The following is a 23,448-nucleotide window of genomic DNA, read 5'->3' on the forward strand; positions in this document are numbered from 1 at the left end:
GCTAGCCTAGCATCATGCTAACGTACCTAATCAGGAGGTTCACATGGCAATGACAGTACATTTGGACGTAGTAAGCGCGGAGAAAGCGATTTTCTCGGGACGCGTTGAATCGATTCAGGTGACAGGTAGCGAAGGTGAATTGGGTATTAACCCAGGGCACGCGCCACTTATCTCTGCTATTAAACCTGGTATGGTGCGTTTGGTTAAACAGCACGGTGAAGAAGAAGTAATTTATGTTGCTGGTGGTGTACTAGAAGTACAACCTGACAATGTTACCGTACTGGCTGATACCGCGGTTCGAGCTGAAGATCTTGACGAGCAGGCAGCACAAGAAGCCAAACGACGTGCAGAAGAGCACATCGCCAACCCAGGCGCTGACTTTAACTATGCGGAAGCAGCTCACGAGCTTGCAGAAGCAATTGCACAACTTCGCCTTATTCAGAAGTTACGCAAGTAAAAAGCACAGCTTTGAAAAAACCCGCCAACAGGCGGGTTTTTTATTGTCGAACGAAAAGTAGTCGTTCACATTCTCTTACGTTTATTTCTATTGCTTACGCTGTCTTTAGCGCTTATGGTTGACAGGTTATTAGTGGCCCATAGGCATGCTTTCTTCAAGCCTTTTGCATCAGTTGATAGTAAGGAAAGCTGCCTTTAAATAATTATTTGAATGATGAAGCTAAATCCATATTCGAATACGCCCAACGGTGTATTTATAGGATTATATCCATTTTTATTGGTTGGTGTTCTTCTCTGTGTGCACTATTTTAGTGGTGCTTTGATGTTGAGTAATGATGGAAGTGTTCGCGAGCAGATTGATTTCAATACAGCATTTGGCATGACCTTGCTTTCTGGTTATTTTTGGCTTTGTTTACAAATAAATCATAAGAATGTACTGAGTACATTAATTTCGATGTTGGTAAAAACAAACCAGCTGAGTCATCTGAGCCGACATAGGCAAAAACTTTTTTCGAAATTACAACTAGATAAGATAAATAGTCTCATTACAGCAATTTTCACCACCTCAGTATACGTAATTATAGACAATCCCCTTTTTTCCGAGGTGAAATTTTGTCAATACGTAATAACTTTATGCGCAGTACTTTTTTGGTTCTTGTTTTTTCTCGTTTTGATTCAGTCTACTTCGAATGTAAACTATCTAAGAAAGTATGTGCTTAATCAAACAGAGGATTACATTGATCATCTAAATTCCCTTTCATCTTTGGCTCGTTTATCATTAATTAATGCGACATTGTCCATTGGCGCATTTTCACTGTTCCCTATATTTTGGATTAACAAAACCGTTCCTTTGTTTGATATTGCTATAACGATATCGTTTTTATGCATTGTGGGGGGGTATCTCTTTTATCCTGTACTTAAACTACAATCCCAGTGGCTCAAAGGTAAAAGGGAAAAATGTTATGAACTTAATGCGTTAATGGACAAAGAACAGTCTTCTGAAAAGCTTGTGTTATACGAGCAAGACCTAGAAAGAATAAATTCACTATTGATGAATTTTTTTGGTGCCAGAGACAAAATTAGGTTTATTGCCTGTGTATTATTAATAATTATTTCTTGGAGTACGGTTCTAATCATCTCCCATAACATCAAAGGGCAAATATAAAACGCCTTGTTAAAACCTTTTATGAGTAAAGTTGAACTACTAGAAAACTTAATGTATCCCCTAATACTCGTAGCTTCTATGATTGCGCTTCATATTATTGGCGGCACGATACAGATAGATATCGCTTCTAAGGATGCACAGCGAGACTTCAATACCGCAATTGGAACATCACTACTAAGCGGGGCATTTCTGTTTTCTATTAGAGTCATGCAAAAGAGTGTTGCCAAGCACCTTTTGCTGATCCTTGATGTAACTAAACAACGTCATGATTTTTGGCTACATAGAAAGAACTTGTCAGAGCAATTCAAAAAACACCTGATTTGGTCGGTTTCATTGGGTTTTATTATGCCTATTTTGTACATGGTAACTGAAGGTGTGATCTCGAGAATTAACGAGAAAGAAGTCTTCATTGTTGCAATGGGAGCAATACCTTTCTGGTTACTCATGTCCCTCTATATATTTCAAATAACGACAGTTAACCGGCATCTAAGGACATTTCTCAATACTGAAGGATTGGAGCTTATTGTGAAAATAAAGATGTATAAAAGTGTTATGACCGTTGCCGCTATCACTATATCTACTACACTACTGGTGTTGTTAATAATGCCTGTATTTTGGATAAACTTGTCAGTTCATCTGTTTGATGCGGTTCTCATATCTACACTATGCCTGTTTTTAACGCTCCTACTCGTTTCTCCGTTAATCAATTATTATCGTAAGTTACTCAATATAAAGCAGTCACTTGCGATTAAATTAGATGCAAGGATAGAGTGCCTCATCAAAGAAAGCGTTACCTCAGAAAGAAGTAAAGAAATAGAAAATTTACTCAGTCTGAAAGAAAAATACTGCAATTCTAATTTTGCTGTCTGTATAAATAAACGTTAATGTTGCTAAGTGAATCAGTGAGCTCAAGCTCACATGAAGTCTTCTACATAACTGTATTGAGAATACCACTGTGCGAATATATGGCGATAAACGTTCTGGAAACTGCTACAAGCTTCAATTGCTACTTTCTTTGCTAGGCAAAACCTGTGAATGGGTTGATGTTGATATAATGAAGGGAGAGACCAGAGCGCTGTCCTTTCTTGAAAAAACGCCTAACGGTAAGATTCCCATACTAGAACTCGATGACGGAAGAGTTTTGTCTGAGTCGAACGCTATCATGCACTACCTTGCTTCTAATACGCCCTTGGTTCCATCTTCGTCCTATCACTTTGCACAATTGTTGCAGTGGCAATTTTTCGAACAGTACAGCCACGAGCCTTTTATCGCCGTTGCTCGCTACATCAATGTTTATTTAGGGTTGCCCGATGAGAGAAAAGCAGAATATGAGTCTAAACAAGCGGGAGGGTACCGGGCGCTTGAGGTAATGGAACATCAACTTAACAGTACACCGTATTTACTGGGCGATACTATTAGCCTAGCTGATATTTCACTGTTTGCTTATACCCATGTAGCACATGAAGGTGGCTTCGACCTTTCAGCATACCCCGCTATTCGCCATTGGATAAGTCTAATCAAAGAGCATAGAGGCTTTGTACCAATGGGCACTTAGAAAAGCCTGTAGCCTTTTGAGCGTTAGGTTTGTCTTCTATGCGACTTTGGCCCTTTCCAATGTTTTTGTAAGGCACACTGTGCTTCGTGAAGTGCAGAGACGTCAGTTTTTTCTAAGCAACTTATCGCATAGGCAGTCGCCTCTAGTGTCGAGAGCGCGTGCTCTAGCTTTGTATGGCGGATTGCATAATTAGACGTAGGAGCCGCAGTAAAGTGAAAGGCGGGTAAAGTGGTAAGCCATGGGTTCTGCTTAACCATACCAAAAGCTTGTTTCCAACTGCCGTCAATTAACAACAAGGTTGAAATTTGATGTAACCTTGTATGGGCGGTATTTTCTATCGGCATACTTTTATCGCTGGGGTAAATCAGCGCCGTATGCTCGAACGAGCACTCCTTTTCCAAGTGTTGCATGGCCTGCACATCGTTTGTAAGAACAATACGACTTGTTGGGATACACAAAGAGATTAGCCTTGCTGTATTTTTCGCGTGATACGCTTCTTTTTCATGCTGAATAATGACGATGTTTAACGACGTATTCAAAGTGCTAATATGGGGGCAGATACACGTTGCTTCGGGGTATCCACATTTTTGACAATAAAGGCGCATTAGCTAATTTCTCTACTTTTATTTTACAATGCTAACTGTGTTTATTTATCGCAATCACCTATTTAACTGCGCAACTTACCAGATAGGATAATATACAGCATGCCAGATGGGGCCGTACAATTCCGAGTAGAAAAAACGCTTTCTTTTGTACCCTCAGGACATGTAGTCAGTTATGGTCTGCTTGCTGATTTATGCGGGTTTCCAGGCAGAGCAAGAATGATGGGAAAATGTTTAAAAGAGATAAACGTAGACTGTAATTGGCATAGAGTATTGCGCAGTGACGGAAAGATTGCCTTTCCTGCAGGTTCGGAAAAAGCAGAAGAGCAGCGACAGCGTTTAACTGCAGAAGGCGTTATAGTAAAAAACTACCGAATAAATATGAAGAAATTCGGCTGGGAGCCAGATTTACACACTATACTGGTGGAGTTAGAGTATTAATCGCTTCTGCGAGTTCAGGAGTTGCCCAGTAGCAGTATAATAGCGTTTGAATAAAAGTGTTGTGCATTCAGAATGATAAAAAAGATTACTATAGATCAGCTAGTGCCGGGTATGTTTGTTCATCAAATATTAGAGCAAAAAGGTACCTTGACAGTAAAAAGCCAAGGGCGCGTTACATCAATTGATCTTGTCAATACACTGAAAAAGCAAGGCGTTAAAACCCTTGCCATCGATACCGAAAAAGCGTTCGAGGCTAGGGGGAGCGCATATTCCTCTACTGACGTTAAAGGCGATTTGGCAAGCCCAAGTGAGGCAGCGAAGCCCCAGCTAGTCCCCCTCGAGAAAGAATTAACGAGAGCATCTAAACTTCACGAACAAGGCAAAGCGATTCAAAAGCTTTTGCTTGCTAGTGTTCAAAAAGAAACGCCTTTTGATGCAAGTATTCCAAAAGCGTTTTCAAACAAGCTGGTGGAGTCAGTTGATAGAAATCCTGATGCGCTGCTTTGCTTAACTAAAATTCGCGAAAAAGACGACTATTTATTAGAGCATTCACTTAACGTTGCTGTTCTTTTAGCGAATTTTGGTAAATTCTTAGGCATGTCAGATGAAGAGGTTCAAGAGCTTTCCTACGCCGGTTTCCTGCATGATTTAGGAAAAATAAAAATTCCAGATGAAATTCTTCATAAACCAGGTCGTTTAACTGATAGCGAAATGGATATTATGAAGGGGCATGTGAAATACGGCGTAGACTATCTAAAGGAGACTGACATAGCGCCACCGCTTATCCAGGCTATCAGTGAGCACCACGAGCGCCTAGACGGACTAGGCTACCCGGCCGGAACGAAAGGTAACGATATTAGCCAAGCTGGACGTATGTTGGCGATCGCCGATATGTACGATGCGCTGACTGCTGATAGGGTTTATAAGGCCGGTATGTCTAGTCAAAAAGCCTTCTCGATCTTGATGAGTGATGCGCCCGACCGACTTGATAAATCGCTTGTTCAGCAATTTATTAAATGCCTAGGGGTATATCCTGTGGGAAGCCTAGTTTTGCTCTCTAACGAAAGGCTAGCCATGGTGCTTGAACAGAAAGATTCACCTCTCACACCAGTAGTGAAGGTTTTCTATTCAGTTCGTAACAGTCATTACCTAACCCCGAAAGATATTGACCTATCTATAGATAAAAGCGTCAGGATAACGAAAGCTGTCATTGCTTCAGATTACAAAATAGATGTAAATGCATTCTTTGAGCGTTCGGTTTCGGTTGGTTGAAACGTTACTTATGGGCAACACAGTGTAGTCTTTACACTGTGTTGTAACGACTTTCTTTTCCCTCTCTGCAAAAATAAATTAATTCGTTTAGCTTACGTTCAGCATGTGTCATTTAGACTTTAGTCAGATTAGTTGCTCGAGGTGAGAAGGAGTCGACCTTAATCACTGATCTAACAGCAATAATTTTATTAAGTTAAAGTATAGGTTGTAGTATCAATACCCTGCTGACTATATCGCAAATAGTGGTGGAACATTTATTGCTAGACTTAAGTACAAGGTTAAGTAATTAACAAAAGTTTTTATACAGAGCTTATTGAGAGTGGCAAGGGACATCTGTCGCTTCTTAATATGAGGCTTAATTGAAATAAGAGGAAGCTATGAAAAAGACTCTTGCTGTAAGTTTGATTGCTGCATCATTAACCGTAGCAGGTTGTGCAAATGACCCTAATAATACGCAAAAAGGCGCTGCTATCGGCGCGGTAGTAGGTGCATTGCTAGGTAAAGCAACTGGCGATAATGATAAAAGTCGCTATGCATGGGGCGCTGCGGTAGGTGCCATTGCGGGTGGTGCAATTGGTAATTACATGGACAAACAGGAAGAAGAACTTCGAAGCGAGCTTTCTGATACTGGTGTTCAAGTGGTACGTGAGGGTGATAACCTGCGTTTGATCATGCCTGGTGATATTACTTTTGCTACTGACAGTTCTAGCATTAGCCCTAACTTTAATCCTGTGCTTCAAGATGTTGCGAAGGTCGTTAACAACTATGAAAAAACCGTATTGATGATTAAAGGGCATACCGACGATACTGGATCAGAGCAGTATAACCAGTCTTTATCTGAGCGTCGTGCGGGAGCGGTTAAAAACTTACTGATTAACTATTCAGTTAATCCAACACGTATTACAACAGTAGGCATGGGTGAATACTCGCCAAAAGTGCCTAACAACAGTGCGGCAAACCGCTCTATGAACCGCCGTGTTGAGATGGAGATTCAGCCGCTTACCCAATCTAATACCTAGTAATTAGTACATAAGTGATAGGTTAAAAAGCCCCGTTCTAATTCGGGGCTTTTTCGTTATCCATGGTTTTAATTTGCTCTGCAACGCTGTCAGCTAGCGAGTTTGGAATTGGTATAGCTAAATGATATTGGGTTAATTTCCAATCTTCGCCAACTTTTATCAAAACGCCAGTCCCTCTTGTTTCGCCTAAACTTTCATTGTCCAGCAACTCGTCGAACCAAGCGATATTTCGGCTAGGCGAAAAATAGATGTGTCTGTCTTTTGGGTGGTACGTCCATCCTGTACCTTTATCGAAGTGGGGCTTCGCATAAGATTTAAACGCCTCTTTGTCCCACACTTCCGACGCGTCAGTGCCAATGAAGACGGCGCTTTCGTGATACAAGTTGAAATACGCTTCAAAGCTAGCAACAGAGGCATTGTGATGCAACGCATCAAGGGTTCGGTTCACCGATACTTTATCTGTATTGGCACTAACGCTTGTCGCTATTGCTGCGCCGACCCAAAGCAGTAGCCAACTCAATAATAAACTTTTCATGGCACCTTCTTATCCTGTATTAAATATTGTGTAGTTAAGCCCAACATTTGGCGATGTTCCACATGAAACAGCCTCAAAGCTCTAATTTTCAACTATTAAAGGGCGTTTATCGGCTCGCTTCATGTATTAAATATATAGAGGAGTCTCGCATGTCATTTGGGAGCAGCTATGGTTTAGAGCTTACCCTAGCCTTCATACAGTGTCGTAGATTCTCGAATTATAAGTCCGGGGTCAAAGCTCAGCTTGACTTCGTTAGATTGCCCATAAACTTTGTTTAAAATGTATTTTGCAGACATCTCGGCCATGTCTGCAACAGGGTTACTTATCGTTGTAAGTCTGGGGAACACATGATGTGCGAAAACAACGTCATCGAAACCAACAATTGATAGGTCGTCTGGTAGACTCATGCCCAAATCTCGGGCGCAGCTTATTGCTCCTGATGCCATCCAATCGTTAGCACATACTAATGCGGAAAAAGGTAAGTCGCGAGCCATAAGTTCCAGTAGCCCAAGCTTTCCGTCGTCTTCAGTATAATTGCCTTCAAAAATGAGCTCGGAGTTAATCGAAAGCCCAGCTTCGGACAGCGCACGATTGTGCCCTTCCAAACGAAGTTTGGCGTCACGCTTTGCTATTGGACCTGATATATATGCAATGTTTTTATGGCCTAATTCGAGTAAATGACGGGTGGCAAGATAACCCCCTTTTTCATTATCCAGCGTAGTGCACGCTTCAGAAAGCCCCTCGACTTGCCTGTTAACTAAAGCGATGGGAAGTTTGGACTGATTAAGTTCTAATAAGTATTCATCTGACAGCGCCTCGGCGTGCATGATAAGTGCGTCGCAATTACGGCTTATTAAAAATTCGACCGCATCTATTTCAGTTTCTAAGCAGTTTCGCCCTACAGTAATAATGACGTGCTTGTCTGCGGCGCGTAATGTTGATTCTACAGCCTGCATCAAGTCGCCAAAAAAAGGAGCATTTAGTTCAGGTACAAGCACACCAATGCTGTCAGTTCGGCTATTAGCCAAAGAGCGGGCGACGGAATTTGGACGATAGTTTAATTCTTCTACCGCTTTTTCCACCCGTTCTCGCAACACCTTATTTACCGAGGCTTTTCCGTTTAAAACGCGGGATACGGTAGATAGAGAAACACCTGCGCGCTCGGCAACTTGGTAAATGGTAGGCACGTGTAAAAACCTCGTTTATTAAAACAATCACTTAACGTTTTTGTATTATGCCGTTATCTAATATGGTTCGCTATGAAAAGGGCGGGAAAGTTCAAGGAAATGTGGTACGTCATTTTTGATTTATGTTGATACCAGTAAACGCATTTTGCATACCAAAGTACCTAAAAATGAATTTTTGAGAAAGCGCTTTCTCACATCAGTCAGAAGTTACTATGAGGTAAAGAAAGGGCTTTCTACACATTACAAAACAAGTAATCTTATAGTTAGGAACCTATTCTATATTCTGGATCTGCTCGCGCATCTGCTCAATCAACACCTTAAGTTCAACGGCTGATTGTGTGATGTCAGTGCTGATAGATTTTGAACCTAACGTGTTCGACTCGCGGTTAAATTCCTGCATCATAAAATCTAAACGGCGACCCACTGCCCCACCCTTTTTAAGGATATTGCGCGTTTCTTTGACGTGAGCGTTTAGGCGATCTAGTTCTTCGGCAACATCCACTTTTTGCGCAAGCATAATCATTTCTTGTTCAAAACGGCCTGCATCAAGCTCTACCTTTGCTTCTTCAAAGCGGGTTTGCACTTTTTCTCGTTGCCACACCATGATTTCAGGCATACGGGCAGCTACTTTTTCCGCTTCAACTTCAATGGCGTCTAGGCGCTGCGTGATCATACCTTTAAGGGCTTCGCCTTCTGTAGCGCGAGCACTGATAAAGTCGTTTAACGCTTGATCGAACGCTGCCATTACGTCGCCGTGAATGGTATCCATATCAGTTTCTTCTGCAGCAATTACGCCAGGCCAGCGCAAAACGTCTAGTGGGTTTACACCTGTAGACTGGCCATGTGACTGCACCCAGTCGGCAGCGTGAAGCACTTGCTTAGCCAACTCTTCGTTTAAGCTTAGCTTGGTTACAGCAGCATCGTTCGCGGTAAAGCGTAGCGCACATTCCACCTTACCTCGGGCTAGCTTTTTACGAAAACGCTCGCGCAAAACCGGCTCTAACGAGCGGAACTGTTCCGGTAAGCGAAAATAGGTTTCTAAAAAGCGTTGGTTAACCGAGCGTATTTCCCATACGGCTGAGCCCCACTCTTTTTTGGTTTCTACGCGCGCAAACGCTGTCATGCTGTAAATCATAAATGTCCTTTAAATTTAACTGAAAGCCTGCAAAAACAACCCGAACGTCGTGTTGTATACGTGAATTTCTACAGCAGGTTTTCTTGTATTTTGTATATTAGCGCACATTTAGGTAATTCAATAAGCAAACATGTAAAGTTCGTTTTTATCGGTCACGGGTAATGCGTTATACTTAGGCACAATTTCGTAGCTACATCGAATTTACAGGGTTTGACCGCGAATTGAGCTTTCTATTCCCATATCGCACGAAAAACCTGTAAAGCGCTACCTTTTTTAAGCATTTACGTTGTGGAGAACACTATGCGTCCAAGCGGCAGAACCGCCAGTCAAATTCGCCCTGTTACTATTACTCGCCAGTACACTTGCCATGCAGAAGGCTCTGTTCTTGTAGAGTTTGGTAATACTAAGGTGTTGTGTAATGCGACGGTAGAAGAAGGTGTACCACGCTTTATGAAAGGCCAAGGTAAAGGTTGGGTTACCGCCGAATATAGCATGCTTCCACGTGCAACCCATACGCGTAGCGGTCGTGAAGCGGCCCGCGGTAAGCAAGGCGGTCGTACGCTAGAGATTCAACGTCTAATTGCGCGCTCACTTCGCGCGGCAATTGATTTAAAACTTCTAGGTGAAAACACCATTACGTTAGACTGCGACGTTATTCAAGCCGACGGCGGTACACGCACAGCATCTATTACAGGTGCATGTGTTGCTCTTGTTGATGCGCTTACCTATATGCGTGCAAAAGGCATTATCAAAACTAACCCGCTTAAGCACATGATTGCTGCACTTTCGGTGGGCATTTATGAAGGTACGCCAATCGCTGATCTTGAGTACACTGAAGACTCTGAAGCTGAAACAGACATGAACATAGTGATGACCGAAACCGGTAAACTGATTGAAGTTCAAGGTACTGCTGAGGGTGAACCCTTCTCGTTTGAAGAGCTTGATGAACTGTTGAAAATTGGTAAGCACGGCTTACGCGAATTATTCGATATTCAAAAAGCGGCACTTGCGTAAGCGAGACAATTAAGCGTATTTAACGCCTACGTAATAGTTAGTAATTAAGAGGTCATCATGAAAGCGTTTCAGCGTGATTTTATCGAGTTTGCCATTGAACGTGGCGTACTAAAATTTGGCGAATTTACTTTAAAGTCTGGCCGCGTTAGCCCTTACTTTTTTAATGCAGGCTTGTTTAATCGCGGCGGCGATTTGGCCAAGCTAGGGCGTTTTTACGCTGATGCGCTAATGGATGCAGGTGTCGAGTTCGATGTACTGTTTGGTCCAGCGTATAAAGGCATTCCTATTGCGACGACTACCGCCGTAGCACTGGCCGATAGCCACAACCTTGACGTACCTTATTGCTTCAACCGTAAAGAAGCAAAGACCCACGGCGAAGGCGGCAATTTAGTTGGCAGCCCACTAGAAGGCAAGGTGATGCTGGTGGATGACGTAATTACCGCGGGTACCGCTATTCGTGAATCGATGACATTAATTGAACAGCAGCAGGCAAGTTTGTCTGGCGTATTGATCGCATTAGACAGACAAGAGCGCGGTAATGGTGAACTGTCAGCTATTCAAGAAGTAGAACGTGATTTTGGCACTCAGGTGATTTCTATCGTATCGCTAGCCGATGTTGTGGCTTATCTGACAGAGAAAGGCGGTTTTGAAAATGAAATCAGTGCCATTAACGCCTACCGTGAAAACTATGGCATCTGATTTTGATGGCGCCTTCAGCGCGGCAAGTCAGCATTTAGACGCGCTAGGTTTACGTTGCCCTGAGCCGGTGATGATGGTTCGTTTAAATATTCGTAAGCTGGCCGATGGGGAAACCTTATCGGTCACGGCTGACGATCCCTCAACGGCAAGAGATATTCCTAGCTTTTGCCGTTTTATGGACCATACGTTGGTAGCGTCTCAAACAGAGACCTTGCCTTACCAATATGTTATTAAAAAAGGGCGCGCTTAAGCGCCCTTTTATCATTCAAATTTAGGCTTTTAGCGCCTTCCATTTAAATTTCCTACCCTACCTTTCTGTATTTCGCTTCTAGCGCACAATAAAGACCAAACATAACAAAGCCTGCGCCCACTGCGGCAATGAGATAAGGGCCGAAGGGCTGCTTTATTAAGGTTTCTAGTGCTTTTTGTAATCCACCTGCTTGGGATGGGTTACTTAATATGGCGGCAAGGATAAAAAAGCCACCTACTAAGGAATAAACGACCCCTCTTGCGGTATACCCTAGGCGACCGGTTACTTTTACACTCTTTCTAATGCGCTGATTTAAAGCGTGTAGTGAAAATTTCTTTAGAAAGTCGGCAGTGTAAGCATGTTTGAACTGCACAACGGCAAATATGATGATGCAAAGCCCGATCGCGGCTACAAGCCACAGCCCCCACTCGTATTGCATTAGAAATTCACTCACTTTCTTTCCGCTCCCTTGCGATGATGAGCTACTTTGTATTTCTAATAAGGTTTTACCTCCCGCGTAAGCAGCAACAAGATAGAACGAGCCTGATATAAAGAAGAACAGCTTATTTATGATGTGAATGAACCAGCTGTCGTCGTCAGATTTGTCGGTAATAAAAATCTGCAGCCAACGCCAACAGGCATAGCATGCTAAGCCAAGAACTAGAATGCCTAATAAGATCTGCCCGAGTGGTTGCTCTTTAAGTGTAAGAAAGACATTGGACTGAGAGGCTTTTTCACGGTTAAGCGCAGTAAATACAGATGTAAGAATGAAGACACCAAGCATAACGTACATGACGGTTTTGGCGCTATACCCCGCTCTAGCGATTATCTCTTTCCATTTAGACGAAGGTTCCACGGTGTCCTCTCATAGCTTAATTGCAAAATAAAAACGATTTCGTTACTTATTCTGTATCAAGTTATGTTCCGTTTTGCTTCCGTCTGTATTTTACGCTTACTAGCTAGCGTTTAAGGCTAACGTTCTGAACTGTCTGCAACGGCTTTTAGCAGCAAGTTTTGAAGCGTACGTTTGCTGTGAGCACAATTGCAGTGAACATCTGTCATATGTAGAACTTCACCTTTAAGCATTTTTTGAAGTACAGATGCTCTTACACTTAATGAGACAAAGCCGTCTTCATTAGGGATTGGTTTCGACATCATCATTCGCTCCTTCAACTGTTTGATTTAATGCAGAGCTGCAGGGGCAAGCTGTCTGCTAATTTGAGGTTCGTAGGTTTGCTCTAGCGTGTGCTGAATGGCGGATATAAGCCGGCATACAGACGGGTTAGTGGCATGCAAAGGCAATATGGCAATTAGCTGCTGTTGGCACTCCTGCAAAATTGCATGAGACTCTTGTTTTTTATGCTCTAGAGTAAGTAAAGAAGATAAGTACATGCCCATAGTGCCGAACGCGAGTACATCTTCTTGCACAGCGCTCACTTTTTGAGAGGATGTGGGCTGCAGCGCGTTGAGAATAGCTTTAGCCGCTTCAAAGGCTTGATAACCTAACTCTCTGGCATAATCTAACTTACCCTGTTGATGGGCTTTTTGCGTTTGTGCCTGCATTGCTAAGCGATGCTCTCGTGCGCTAGAAGGGTTTAGCTGTAGCCACTTTCTGTAAACTGGGCATAAACGTTGAACATTCATATAAGCACCTCCTGTTTTTTATAACATTAGTGCAAATAAGAATCATTATCAAATGTAAAGTTCAAAAAATCTATTAGCGTAATTTGAAATGGGGATTTAGGGTGAGCTCACACGATTTGGTTGATGCTATTTTGATAGCTTTAGCGCCCTCAAATCGAAAGGCTCTTCAATTAGGAGAGCATATTAGAAAGCCACCACAGTAAGACTACCACTAGCGTGATAGCAAACACGGCTTTCATCTTGTAGCGTTTTATAAGTTGCTCTGCTTTGTCACCTGCGTAATACACCACTACTGCAAGGCCAAAATAGCGAATAGCGCGGGCAATAACCGTGGCTAAAAGGAATAGCGGGAGTGAGTATTGGGTGGCGCCAGCAGCTAACATGGCCACTTGAAAAGGAATAGGCGCAATGCCTAGCGTCATCACAAACCAGAAGCCTTGATTTTGCATTTGTTGTTTAACGCTGTCGAACTGGTCTTGACTAAAGAAGGTATCAATAACCCACTGGCCAACAAGGTCGAAAAGGTAATAGCCAAGGGCATAGCCGAAAACAGCGCCAATCACACAGCCTATAGTGGCCATTAATGCTATTTTCCAGAGCGACTCTCGTCTAGCCTGCATTAACGGCACCATAACGGCTTCAAGCGGTATAGGAACAATGGTCGATTCTAAAAATGACGCTAAGGTAATGCCCTTTAACATATGTTTGGAATCGATAAGCTTTTTAGTTTTATGCTTAACCTTTTTACCTAGTGCCATGTAACCTCTACCACTTTTATTGTCTTACTGCTTGTAAACTACCCCGTCTTTCATCACAAAAGACACGCTTTCCATAAGCGATATATCGTCAAGCGGGTCGCCTTGAACAGCCACAATATCTGCTAACTTGCCTTGCTCTAATGTACCTAAAATGTCGCTTATACCCAGTAAATCTGCGCTATTAACGGTAGCACTAAGAAGTGCGTCAGCGGGTTTCATGCCTGCTTCAACCATTAAAGAAAATTCTTGTGCATTATCGCCATGGGCCGATACACCACTGTCTGTACCAAAAGCAATTTTTACGCCCGCTTTGTGCGCTTGTTCAAAGGTATTTTGAATTAGCGGGCCGATGGCTGCTGCTTTAGGGCGAACCAGCTCAGGAAAGAAACCATCAATCTTGGCTTTATCTGCTACAAACTTTCCAGCCAATATAGTAGGTACGTAATAGGTGCCGTGTTTCTTCATTAGTTTGCGAATTTCATCGTCCATGTAGGTACCGTGCTCAATAGAATCAACACCAGCTTCTATCGCGCGTTTCATGCCTTCTTTACCATGGGCATGCACAGCTACCGTCATGCCGTAATCTTTCGCGGTATCGACAATCGCTTCTAATTCGTCGGTCATAAATTGAGGGTTTTGGCCACTTTTGGCTACGCTTAGTACGCCGCCAGTTGCAGTAATTTTGATTAGGTCGGCACCATCTTGATAACGGGCCCGTACCGCTTCGCGGGCTTCCACTTCGCCATTAACAACACCTTGTTTAGGGCCCACGTCTGGTCGAAGTAAGTGAGACATACCATTGCTTGGATCAGCGTGTCCGCCTGTAGTCGCAATAGATTTAGCTACCGTGTAAATACGTGGGCCGGTAGCATAGCCTTTTGCAATAGCATTTCTTAGAGCCACTGTTTCGTTATAGCCATCACCTAGGTTACGCACTGTGGTAAAGCCTGCATCTAGGGTTATTTCTGCGTAGTTTGCTGCACGCAATGCGTAATCGGCTTCATTAAGTGAAAAACGTTCTAAGTAGGTTTGCGGCCCGCCGTGTTGCGACGATAAATGAACATGCATATCCATTAGACCGGGCATAACCGTTGAAGCGCTTAAATCGATAACGGTGTCGCCTTTTTGTGGCTTAGCAAACCCTTTCTTTATCTCTGCTATTTTGTTGCCTTCAATAACAATGGTCATTTTTTCTTGAAGTGATTTTGAGGTGCCAGTAAACACTTTTCCCGCGTGTATGAGGGTATCGGCAACCGTAGAAAAAGGTGATGAGATTAGTGCGCTGGTAATCGCAAGGGTGAGCAAAGGCTTTTTCATGATGTAGGTCTTCTTTTGATTGTTTTATAGACTATATCGAATGTAATGCACGGGCTCCGAGAACGCAAAACAAAGCGCCATCAATGGCGTATTATTGATGACGAATAACGGAATTGTGGGTAAAACGCACTGGTGTAAAACATTGAAGTAACCAGTAAAACGATGAATAAGCGTGTTTAACGTATTTCACCTAACGCAAAAGGTATGCCGCTAGACTGAATAGTAAATCGCGTACCTGAATCATCCGTTTCTTCTTCAGCCTGCTCTAACAGCTGATAATAGGTGTTTTGATGTAGTCTCGCCCACAGGTTTTTGCGAACACATAGGTAGGGAATGGGCGTCGCCTCTGGGTCTCGTATTGCTTTTGGGGGAACGCGAAGTTCAAGCTGATCAGAATGTTCTAACCGGACGATGTCGCCCGTTTGTGTGGTAAATAAGTAGACGCTGTCACTTGTAGACCCACATTCTTCCTTTTTCCATTGGGTAACAAGAAACGGCGTGTCTTCAACGGTTATACCCACTTTCTCTACGGGCGTAACTAAGAAGTATTTATCACCCTCACGCTTTAATACAGAGGCAAAAAGCTGAACTAAGCTTGCCCGCCCGATAGGGCTGCCCTCGTAAAACCATCGGCCATCAAGAGCAATCGTCAGATTAATATCACCGCAAAAACCTGGATTCCATTGGTCGACGGGGGGCAAAGGGCGTGCCTTTGAAGACGCGCCCTTAAGTTGTTGTTGAAATCTAGTTAGATCCACGCTCTTCAACCAAAACTTTCAATTCGCGTAGCTTTGCTTTAATGCGACGCATATTGTCCGGACCTGTGCGAAGTAACTGCTTTTGCGGCTCGTTAAGGCTTTCCAAACGATCGTCTGCATACTTATAAGCTACCGAGTCTGTATACACCTCCACAGGAACCGGTACTTCTGGCGTATCAAGTAACTGGTCGATGGCCTCTAGCAATACACTGTTAAAGTCTTGGTCTGGACTACCAATTTCTGCAAACTTCGTTTGGATATCGTCTTTATAAATACCGTAGATATTAAGCAGCGCTTCATTATTAAATGACTCTAACATGTCCACATAGGGCGTATATCGCTTGTAGCTTGCAGCATCTATCCACTGCTTTCCCGCTTGAGAGTAAACGCGGAAGTTCTGCTCTGGCGGCGTAAGCAGTTGATGGTTGGGCGCCATCTCATCATTCGCCAAATTAGCTACCGATACAACAAAGCGTTGAATAAGCCCTTCGTTAACCAGCATGCGATTTACGGTCTCTTTATCTGCAGATGAACTCTCAATTAATGAAGCTTTGACTGCCGGATCGCTGGTATCCAGCGGCTCTGGGTCTGGTTCAACAGGCTCTGGAAGCGGTTCAACTTCATCTTTCTCTTCAAGTTCAACGGTAGGTGCTGGCTGGGTAGGTTCAAAAACTTCGGGTTCTTCCGGTGCTGTGACTTCAGGCTCAGTCACTTCAGGTTCGGGTGTAATAACTGGCTCAGGCTCTTCGTCGCTTGGCCAAAAAACTACAGCCAGAATAACAATAAGAAGAATGCCTACAATAATAAAATGTGGGCCTAACGATTTCTTTTCTGACGATTCGCTCATAATGACTCCGCTACAAAAATATCCTTTCGGTAATACTACCAGAGATAACACTCAAAATTAGAAAATCAATCAAGAGAATTGTTCCCCCAAAAAATGAATTTCTTACTTTTAAAATATTTTAACGTTCAAAATCCATTTTCCGATTTGTTTTTGACCACAAAATTAGTGGGAACTCCCCATTTTTTATCTTCTTTTATAGCAATACGATGTGAGTGTGAAATAACAATTCAAACACTTGTTTAACATTTTTGGATTGTGTATAAATGTTGTTTCTAATCGAGAGTCAGCGAATGCTAGAGCGTTATCAATTATGGTTGTTAATGAATCAGTTAAGCCTATTAATTAGAGCTTTAGTTAAATACGCCCCTGTAGGATAGTTAGCGTGAGTAAATTATATCATCCGAAGTTACATCGAGCGGTTAAACGTTATGCTGTTATACAGTGCGTTATTGCACTCGGGGTTATGCTATATCTGTTTTTAAATATGCATAGTCTATCAATGTATCACCAAACTATTGCCGCGTTAACTTTCGTTGTTATGTGTATACAAAACGGCTTCATCTTATCGAGAACAAAAGTGGCACTTGCCGTTGAAGGGCCTCGATTATTGGTATTTCCGCTTCTTTGGATCGCGACAGGGATGGGGCTGGCGGCGTTGGTGTACAGCGTCTTTTCCGTTGCATCGCTATTAGTTTTAGTTAACGCTGTACGATATAAAAATCACCGTCCTCCGTTTGACCTAGCAAATGAACCTGAAAACCTTGCATAGCGTATATCTGTTATTACCTCGTTCTGTACATATTCAATGTAAATAAAACCAAGCAGGATGAGCGTAATGCGCACGCTTATTTCATGAGGTAGAAAAATGCATAAGTTTTATTTTCGGGATGTTGAAGAGTCGCCGACGGTTATCGATTACTTAGAAGTTCAGTCTTATGAAATGAACGTGTATCTGGTTTATCTGACTATCAATAACCAAAGCGGTATGCTTTATGACAATAGAGATAAGCCGATGCGTTTTTTTAGTGCTGGCCATATACGCGAGGCTTTTGCGCACTGCCGCGTTTTGCAGGCGGTAATGAAGCACGACACGCCTTACGATGAAATGATTGGTAACCCGCCAAAAAGTAAAGAGCAAATGGCGCTACCCTTTAGTATGGAGTTACCTTATTAAAGGCAACTCAATTTGGCATAGAGCCATAGTTTTTTTATAAATCGATTTGTAAGAAGAGCGCATAGCACGTTAAATCTTGGGCTTTTCCTGAATTTTTATTAACGTAACGTATTGGATTAACGCGCTGCTTGTCAGGTAGTAAGCCATTTACCAGCAGCTTGGCGCATATTAACTCTCGCTTGCAGCCGCTTCGCCAGCAAAAATAACCCACCCAATTTTCTATGTATAAACAGCGCATCAACCGGTGGCGTATGCCAAAAGTTATGCTCCATAGTCAGCGCCATTCCCTTTTCGTGAAGCCTTGCAATGAGATCGCTTTGACCAAAGTCATAAGCGCCTTCGCAGCGGATCGCTTCACATGCCTCCATACCAATGCTTATAACGGCGTCAATTTGCTCTTGAGAGTGACTTTCATCAATCAATCCAATGCTAAACGCGGCTTGCTGCATCATCGCCCGATCTTTGGCTGCGGCGCTGTCGAGTAAGGCTTGATATTGGGCTGAAATGGCGTCGGGGACGTCTCGTGTTGCACCAAAATCTAGTAACACGATTTCTTTTGTATCCGGTTTAAACCGATAGTTGGCTAAGTTAGGGTCGCTCTGAAGCAGTTTGAAATGAAAAATTTCATTAAAAAACAACGTCATTAACGCCGTCATCACAGCATCTCGGACGTCCTGTGGCTCGTTTGATAGCGAGTCTAAATCTTGCGCCTCTATGAAATCCATAGCTAACACCGTACTGGTGGTAAGCGGTGCGTAGGTTTGCGGAATGATAAACACCTTATTCCCTTTGCATTGGATGTCAGTGCTTTCAACCAACGCGCGATAACGGTTGAGCATGTCAGCTTCGCGCACATAATCCGCTTCTTGGTGAAGCTGCACTTTGGCTTCCTGCAATAACGGGCCTATATCTAATGATTTGGGCACTAATCCAGTAAGCTTGATAAGCGCAGCTACGTTATCCACATCGCTATCAATACTCTTTTTCACGCCAGGGTACTGTACTTTTACCGCTAACATCTTACCGTCCATAGTAATGACTTTATGAACCTGGCCTATAGAGGCTGCGGCAATGGGTGCAAAAGAAAAATAAAGCAAGCCGTCTTGCCATTTATCGCCCCAAGACTGATTCAACCTGGCTATTAATTGGTCTTTAGGCATAGGGTCTGCATCATCCCGTAACCGCCCTAAAATAGCGGCGAGTTCTTCAGGGAGAAAGTCACCCGCATCCATTGATATAAGTTGGCCGAGTTTCATGGCTGCGCCGCGCATGCTGGCAAGCTGATCGGCAATATTTGAAATATTCTTTGGTGTTAAAAGCAGCGAAGATAAGACCGGCTTCTCACCTTTTAGCAGCTGGCCAGCCCCCTGAGAAACCACATTACCTGCAATCCTACCTGCTAACGTGCCTAAGCGACCTATACGCGATAGACGAGACGAGGGTACAGCCTTACTTGAACGGTTTGGCGATTCTGTGGATTTATTGGGCTTCTCTGCCATGTTGGCTCTCTGTTTTATTGAAGACGAATAGGGACACTAATTTTTATCGTTTAAAGCATTACTTAAAAAGTACCTTAACCTTTTATACCTTTAAGTAAGGTGGCTGGATCGGGTTTAAAGGTATAAGACCTGACAGCTGAGTTTAGAAACAGAAACTAAGGGGGAAATAATATAGAAATTTGAGAAAAAGGTGGCGCACTGCATAAGTTTACGGCTTACACAGTGCTATATATTTAGATGATCTGTGAAATAAATTGAAGCACCAAGCCAATAACGCTTCCATAAGCAAACCCAGTCCATCCGCTTGCTGTTCTGTATCGCCAAAGCGCAGCACCAAAAAATCCGCACCATAGCATTGCAGAATAAGTAGATATTAGGCCCCCGCCCATCCCTGTATCGGGCAGAAATAGCATTACGATAAATGTCAATGCCATAGCGCCACTTAACAGCACCCACATGATATTTTTCTTATCAGCGAACGCATTGCTGGTTTTACCATTTGCTGGTTTAGCGTCTGGCGTTAGTTCAGCGTTTGCCTCTTGCTCAGTACGCTCTGCTGCGTGAGCAGTACGCATTTTTCTTGCACGACGCTCGCTTCTTGATAGGGTTTTCTTGACCTGTGAAGGCAACGGTGCTGTAGCGCTATTGGTCATGATATACCTCATTAACTGAATTTAGTAACTGTTTATCCATAGTTAAGGTAGAGCATGCATGCCAATATGACTATACGACTTCGGTCTCACACGACAATTTTAGATATTTGATTTTCCCTATTCGAATGCGGCGCTTGAATTAGAGGGGGTAAAGGCTGAGGAAGGCATACATTATCTACAAGAACACCGTGAAGCACGCAAACAAAAAAGCCCACCCGCAATCACTGCCGTTTGACAAGGAATGCGGGTGGGCTTTCATACACCTATTCTGCGAGGTATTAGTGATGGTCGCTATTTTGGCTTTTGAAGCTTACTTCCAGCAGATTTACGCTATCAGCAAAGGTGAGGGTTTTAATATTGCCCTTGCCTTCTACATTTAGCGTATTCACTTGCTTCGGCCACAGGTCACGCAATGCATCATGACGAATTTTAATGCCTTCTAGCACAGGCGGTTCAGCAGTTTCCTGATAAACCCAAAAGTGCTTACCTTCAACTTCAAAGCCCACGTCAGCAAGTCTTAACGATTCGCCTGCCGCGTTTAAGATAGCAAAATGCTTAGCAACGTAATCGGCAAATTGTTGCTGCGTTTCAACGTCGTCCATAATATCTGCATGCTTATCGAACAGGGCTTTAACCGCGTGCTCAGCATCATGCAAATTAAAGCGGTGCATCACTTCAATATTTTCTGTTCTAGGGTTGAACAGTACCGTTGTAATCGCGGCTTTTATTTGATGCGCTTGAGCAGTCGTGCTGAACGACATTGCGCTAACTAGTAGCGCAGCCGCAATAGCTAACCCACCAACGCTTGCAAGCAGAGCATGAGAGCTCTGCAGCAGGCGGGCTAAAGACAACTTATTCGTCATCTTTATCCTCGTCGTCAGTTTTTAGCTCGGTCTTTGAATCGTGCATAAGGTCGCGGTACTCGTAAGTGTTACGCGGCTTATTCTTATACGCTTCAATACGCGAAGGAATGATACGACGTGGGTAGTGGTTGTTTTCCACATCTACGTCCGCTGTTTCCCAATGCGGGTCAACCGTCACGCTTACCAACTCTTTGTCTTTGTCGGTAACAATAAGCTTGCTAACGGCTTTAGGTGTACGACGCCAGATTTCCGCAGGAATACGCATTTCTTCTTTCGTACCGTCTTCAAAGGCTAGCTCAAGAATAATCGGCATTACCAAACCACCTTTGTTGCTAAAATCTAGCACGTAGTAGTTTTTGTCTTCTTTTACCGCACGTTCAAAGGCTTTACGCTCCCAAGGTTCAAGCTTATCAAGGAACTTCTTGTACTTGTTGCGCTCTTTGTTGGTTACGGTATAGCGATCATTTTCATCGTAGAAATCGCTGATATCTTCAAAGCGGTCTACCCACAGCTTTCTACCTTCTTCTTTATTGCGAATATCGGTAAGTGACTTAGGCTTTTCCATTTCCGCTTCGCGCTCACGAGCAAAGTCGATATCTGGATCTTCAGTGTCTAAACGCAGCTTGTGTACGCTGTCTAGGCTAATATCTACGTGGTCTGTGGTATAAAACCAACCGCGCCAGAACCAATCTAGATCTACACCTGAAGCCTCTTCCATAGTGCGGAAGAAATCAGATGGCGTCGGACGTTTAAACATCCAGCGCTGTGCGTATTCTTTAAATGCGAAGTCAAACAGCTCACGACCAAGAATCGTCTCACGAAGAATATTCAGCGCTACTGCTGGCTTTGTGTAAGCATTTGGGCCAAGGCGAAGTACAGAATCAGACTGCGTCATAATTGGAACCTGCGTCTGAGACTTCATGTAGCCTGTGATATCACGTGGTTCAACGCCCCATGGAATCGTCGGGTCCCACTCGCGGCCAGCAACGCCGTCTAGGAAGCTGTTAAGACCTTCATCCATCCACGTCCACTGACGCTCGTCAGAGTTAACCGTCATAGGGAAATAGATATGACCGACTTCGTGAATAACTACGCCAATAAGGAAGCGTTTTTCAGCAAGCGAATAGGTGCGCGAACCATCGTCACGAAGCTCTGTACGCGGGCCGTTAAAGGTGATCATGGGATATTCCATGCCGCCAACTGGGCCATTTACTGATTGGGCTACTGGGTATGGGTAATCGAAGCTAAAGCGGCTATAAACATCCATGGTGTGGATGATTGATTCAGTAGAATACTTCTGCCATAGCTCGCCACCTTCTTTCGGGTAGAAAGACATCGCCATTACCAGTGGCTGAGTGTCACCGCCTTGCTGATAACCACGCGCATCCCACGCAAATTTACGCGAAGAGGCCCATGCAAAATCACGAACGTTATCCGCTTTAAAGGTCCAAGTTTTAAGCTTGGTCGTGCCTTCTTTTTCGTTTTCAATAGCTTCTTCTGGCGAAACGATGAATACGATGCGGTCAGCTTTTTCTGCCTTTTTCAGACGGTCGCGCTGTGTTTTAGTTAACACGTCTTTCGGGTTTTGAAGTACACCCGTTGACGATACGATGTGATCAGCAGGAACCGTAATATCTACTTCGTAGTTACCGAATTCTAGCGTGAACTCACCACGGCCAATAAATTCTTTATTGGTCCATGCTTCGTAGTCAGTGTATGCAGCTAGGCGTGGGAACCACTGTGCTAGCAAGAAGATGTCGTTACCACCTTCACGCTCGTCATCTGGAAAGTGCTCGTAACCTGCACGTGCCGAAACCGCATCTTCTTCTACAATGTTAAACGCAAAATCGATATCAAATGTTACTTTGCTGCCTGGCTTTAGAGGCTTGGCCAAATCAACACGCATAAGCGTACCAACAATTGTGTGGCGTAAGTCGTTGCCCGCTTTGTCTTCAACACGAGAAATGGTGTAGCCCAGCTCGTTGTCGTCAACAAACTGCTGACGGCGCAATGCACCCATGCTTAATTTAGCGGGCGTATTGCCACTTGCGGCTTGCGTGCCTGGCCCACGGTTACCAATACCGCCAAACGTAGTAGTAAGCGCAGACATTGAATCGTCGCGGAATTTGTTTTGGTCAAGCTGGATCCACAAGTACTTAAGCGTATCTGGCGCGTTGTTGTGGTAAGTAATGGTTTCGCTTGCTTCAATGCGGCGTTTATCTTCAAGCAGCTTTACGTCAATATCGTAATCTACTTGTTGTTGCCAATATTGGTGGCCTGGCTCACCAGCGGCGTTACGGTATACGTTTGGAGTAGGAAGAACTTCGTCCAGCTGACGGAATTTATCTTCAAAATCGCCTTTTGTTTGTTTTATAGCGGCGGTCGTAGGAAGAGAAATCAGCATAGACAACACTGGCGCTAGCCAGAATAGGTGTCGTTTTGCGGTGCTCATGCAGTTTCCTTGCAACTTGTAAGTTAGAATTGTTATAAGATAACAGCATCTAGTATATAAGCATGCCTGCCACAATCCAATTTTTTGACCGTAAACTAACCATGTTTTAACGCAAAAAAACTGTAACAGATCGTTTTGTTTCGCGCTTCAACT

Annotated in this window: 27 protein-coding genes; 12 read left to right on the forward strand and 15 right to left on the reverse strand. The window is 43.5% G+C overall.

Annotation, left to right across the window (positions count from 1 at the left end):
- Window positions 1–43 precede the first annotated feature (43 nt).
- The 4 genes from ACXAFM_RS09435 (at window position 44) to ACXAFM_RS09450 (ending at window position 3,176) form a co-directional block, all read left to right on the forward strand.
- Window positions 44–457 carry a F0F1 ATP synthase subunit epsilon gene (locus tag ACXAFM_RS09435; protein WP_474834332.1) on the forward strand — a complete coding sequence of 138 codons (414 nt, stop codon included), beginning with the start codon at window positions 44–46 and terminating at the stop codon, window positions 455–457.
- Between the two features lie 210 nt (window positions 458–667).
- Window positions 668–1,621: a hypothetical protein gene (locus ACXAFM_RS09440; protein WP_474834334.1), complete on the forward strand. Its 954-nt coding sequence runs from the start codon at window positions 668–670 to the stop codon at window positions 1,619–1,621.
- Between the two features lie 21 nt (window positions 1,622–1,642).
- On the forward strand, window positions 1,643–2,506 hold the full coding sequence (locus ACXAFM_RS09445; protein WP_474834336.1) for a hypothetical protein: 864 nt from the start codon (window positions 1,643–1,645) through the stop codon (window positions 2,504–2,506).
- A gap of 70 nt (window positions 2,507–2,576) precedes the next feature.
- Window positions 2,577–3,176 (forward strand): glutathione S-transferase family protein, encoded by a 600-nt coding sequence (locus ACXAFM_RS09450; protein ID WP_474834337.1) that lies wholly within the window; start codon window positions 2,577–2,579, stop codon window positions 3,174–3,176.
- 23 nt (window positions 3,177–3,199) lie between these two features.
- On the opposite strand, the gene ACXAFM_RS09455 is transcribed toward ACXAFM_RS09450, so the two are convergent.
- Entirely contained in the window at window positions 3,200–3,781 is a 582-nt protein-coding gene (locus tag ACXAFM_RS09455) for a tRNA-uridine aminocarboxypropyltransferase (protein ID WP_474834339.1), read from the reverse strand.
- A 99-nt stretch (window positions 3,782–3,880) separates the two neighbouring features.
- Between ACXAFM_RS09455 and ACXAFM_RS09460 the strand changes: the two genes are divergently transcribed.
- The 3 genes from ACXAFM_RS09460 (at window position 3,881) to ACXAFM_RS09470 (ending at window position 6,510) form a co-directional block, all read left to right on the forward strand.
- On the forward strand, window positions 3,881–4,219 hold the full coding sequence (locus ACXAFM_RS09460; protein ID WP_474834341.1) for an MGMT family protein: 339 nt from the start codon (window positions 3,881–3,883) through the stop codon (window positions 4,217–4,219).
- Window positions 4,220–4,291: 72 nt separating this feature from the next.
- The gene (locus ACXAFM_RS09465; RefSeq protein ID WP_474834343.1) at window positions 4,292–5,491 is read left to right on the forward strand and encodes an HD-GYP domain-containing protein; all 1,200 of its coding nucleotides are present in this window, start codon (window positions 4,292–4,294) and stop codon (window positions 5,489–5,491) included.
- A gap of 377 nt (window positions 5,492–5,868) precedes the next feature.
- Entirely contained in the window at window positions 5,869–6,510 is a 642-nt protein-coding gene (locus tag ACXAFM_RS09470) for a YiaD family glycine zipper/OmpA-like lipoprotein (RefSeq protein ID WP_179985088.1), read from the forward strand.
- A gap of 37 nt (window positions 6,511–6,547) precedes the next feature.
- Here ACXAFM_RS09470 and ACXAFM_RS09475 read toward each other — a convergent pair whose 3' ends face one another.
- From ACXAFM_RS09475 to ACXAFM_RS09485, 3 genes are all read right to left on the reverse strand, one after another.
- The gene (locus tag ACXAFM_RS09475) at window positions 6,548–7,045 is read right to left on the reverse strand and encodes a nuclear transport factor 2 family protein (protein WP_474834345.1); all 498 of its coding nucleotides are present in this window, start codon (window positions 7,043–7,045) and stop codon (window positions 6,548–6,550) included.
- A 185-nt stretch (window positions 7,046–7,230) separates the two neighbouring features.
- Complete coding sequence (locus tag ACXAFM_RS09480) at window positions 7,231–8,232, reverse strand: LacI family DNA-binding transcriptional regulator (protein WP_474834347.1); 1,002 nt, start codon at window positions 8,230–8,232, stop codon at window positions 7,231–7,233.
- A 271-nt stretch (window positions 8,233–8,503) separates the two neighbouring features.
- Window positions 8,504–9,367: a YicC/YloC family endoribonuclease gene (locus ACXAFM_RS09485; protein WP_269917860.1), complete on the reverse strand. Its 864-nt coding sequence runs from the start codon at window positions 9,365–9,367 to the stop codon at window positions 8,504–8,506.
- A 300-nt stretch (window positions 9,368–9,667) separates the two neighbouring features.
- Between ACXAFM_RS09485 and rph the strand changes: the two genes are divergently transcribed.
- Genes rph through tusA form a run of 3 tightly spaced genes read left to right on the forward strand, consistent with a single transcriptional unit; the run spans window position 9,668 to window position 11,330 of the window.
- Complete coding sequence (gene rph / locus ACXAFM_RS09490; RefSeq protein ID WP_025257195.1) at window positions 9,668–10,381, forward strand: ribonuclease PH; 714 nt, start codon at window positions 9,668–9,670, stop codon at window positions 10,379–10,381.
- Between the two features lie 57 nt (window positions 10,382–10,438).
- Entirely contained in the window at window positions 10,439–11,080 is a 642-nt protein-coding gene (gene pyrE, locus ACXAFM_RS09495; protein WP_474803393.1) for an orotate phosphoribosyltransferase, read from the forward strand.
- Window positions 11,070–11,330, forward strand: a complete 261-nt coding sequence (gene tusA, locus ACXAFM_RS09500) for a sulfurtransferase TusA (RefSeq protein ID WP_474830559.1) — start codon at window positions 11,070–11,072, stop codon at window positions 11,328–11,330. The genes pyrE and tusA overlap by 11 nt, the downstream gene beginning before the upstream one ends.
- A gap of 52 nt (window positions 11,331–11,382) precedes the next feature.
- Here tusA and ACXAFM_RS09505 read toward each other — a convergent pair whose 3' ends face one another.
- The 7 genes from ACXAFM_RS09505 to ACXAFM_RS09535 form a co-directional block, all read right to left on the reverse strand.
- Entirely contained in the window at window positions 11,383–12,186 is an 804-nt protein-coding gene (locus tag ACXAFM_RS09505; protein WP_474828942.1) for a DUF1206 domain-containing protein, read from the reverse strand.
- Window positions 12,187–12,302: 116 nt separating this feature from the next.
- Window positions 12,303–12,485, reverse strand: a complete 183-nt coding sequence (locus ACXAFM_RS09510) for a hypothetical protein (RefSeq protein ID WP_474803402.1) — start codon at window positions 12,483–12,485, stop codon at window positions 12,303–12,305.
- A 27-nt stretch (window positions 12,486–12,512) separates the two neighbouring features.
- Window positions 12,513–12,974, reverse strand: a complete 462-nt coding sequence (locus ACXAFM_RS09515; protein ID WP_474828944.1) for a hypothetical protein — start codon at window positions 12,972–12,974, stop codon at window positions 12,513–12,515.
- A 170-nt stretch (window positions 12,975–13,144) separates the two neighbouring features.
- Complete coding sequence (locus ACXAFM_RS09520; protein ID WP_474828946.1) at window positions 13,145–13,732, reverse strand: YqaA family protein; 588 nt, start codon at window positions 13,730–13,732, stop codon at window positions 13,145–13,147.
- Between the two features lie 24 nt (window positions 13,733–13,756).
- Window positions 13,757–15,049 (reverse strand): amidohydrolase family protein, encoded by a 1,293-nt coding sequence (locus ACXAFM_RS09525; protein WP_474828948.1) that lies wholly within the window; start codon window positions 15,047–15,049, stop codon window positions 13,757–13,759.
- Between the two features lie 176 nt (window positions 15,050–15,225).
- Window positions 15,226–15,807 (reverse strand): DUF1285 domain-containing protein, encoded by a 582-nt coding sequence (locus ACXAFM_RS09530; protein WP_474828950.1) that lies wholly within the window; start codon window positions 15,805–15,807, stop codon window positions 15,226–15,228.
- Window positions 15,794–16,654, reverse strand: coding sequence for a DUF3014 domain-containing protein (locus tag ACXAFM_RS09535; RefSeq protein WP_474828952.1), 861 nt, complete (start codon window positions 16,652–16,654; stop codon window positions 15,794–15,796). Before ACXAFM_RS09535 ends, ACXAFM_RS09530 begins: the two co-directional genes overlap by 14 nt.
- Window positions 16,655–17,036: 382 nt before the next feature.
- Here ACXAFM_RS09535 and ACXAFM_RS09540 point away from each other — a divergent pair, with 382 nt between their 5' ends.
- Complete coding sequence (locus ACXAFM_RS09540; RefSeq protein ID WP_474828954.1) at window positions 17,037–17,423, forward strand: hypothetical protein; 387 nt, start codon at window positions 17,037–17,039, stop codon at window positions 17,421–17,423.
- A gap of 96 nt (window positions 17,424–17,519) precedes the next feature.
- Window positions 17,520–17,828 (forward strand): DUF6482 family protein, encoded by a 309-nt coding sequence (locus ACXAFM_RS09545; protein WP_474828956.1) that lies wholly within the window; start codon window positions 17,520–17,522, stop codon window positions 17,826–17,828.
- 131 nt (window positions 17,829–17,959) lie between these two features.
- On the opposite strand, the gene ACXAFM_RS09550 is transcribed toward ACXAFM_RS09545, so the two are convergent.
- The 4 genes from ACXAFM_RS09550 to ACXAFM_RS09565 form a co-directional block, all read right to left on the reverse strand.
- Window positions 17,960–19,327, reverse strand: a complete 1,368-nt coding sequence (locus ACXAFM_RS09550) for an ABC1 kinase family protein (protein ID WP_474828958.1) — start codon at window positions 19,325–19,327, stop codon at window positions 17,960–17,962.
- Window positions 19,328–19,560: 233 nt separating this feature from the next.
- Window positions 19,561–19,980, reverse strand: a complete 420-nt coding sequence (locus tag ACXAFM_RS09555; RefSeq protein ID WP_474828960.1) for a hypothetical protein — start codon at window positions 19,978–19,980, stop codon at window positions 19,561–19,563.
- 278 nt (window positions 19,981–20,258) lie between these two features.
- Window positions 20,259–20,843, reverse strand: coding sequence for a DUF6702 family protein (locus ACXAFM_RS09560; protein WP_474828962.1), 585 nt, complete (start codon window positions 20,841–20,843; stop codon window positions 20,259–20,261).
- Entirely contained in the window at window positions 20,833–23,295 is a 2,463-nt protein-coding gene (locus tag ACXAFM_RS09565) for a M1 family metallopeptidase (protein ID WP_474828964.1), read from the reverse strand. Before ACXAFM_RS09565 ends, ACXAFM_RS09560 begins: the two co-directional genes overlap by 11 nt.
- Window positions 23,296–23,448: the final 153 nt, after the last annotated feature.

The organism is Alteromonas sp. ABD4_190 (genome assembly GCF_056160105.1).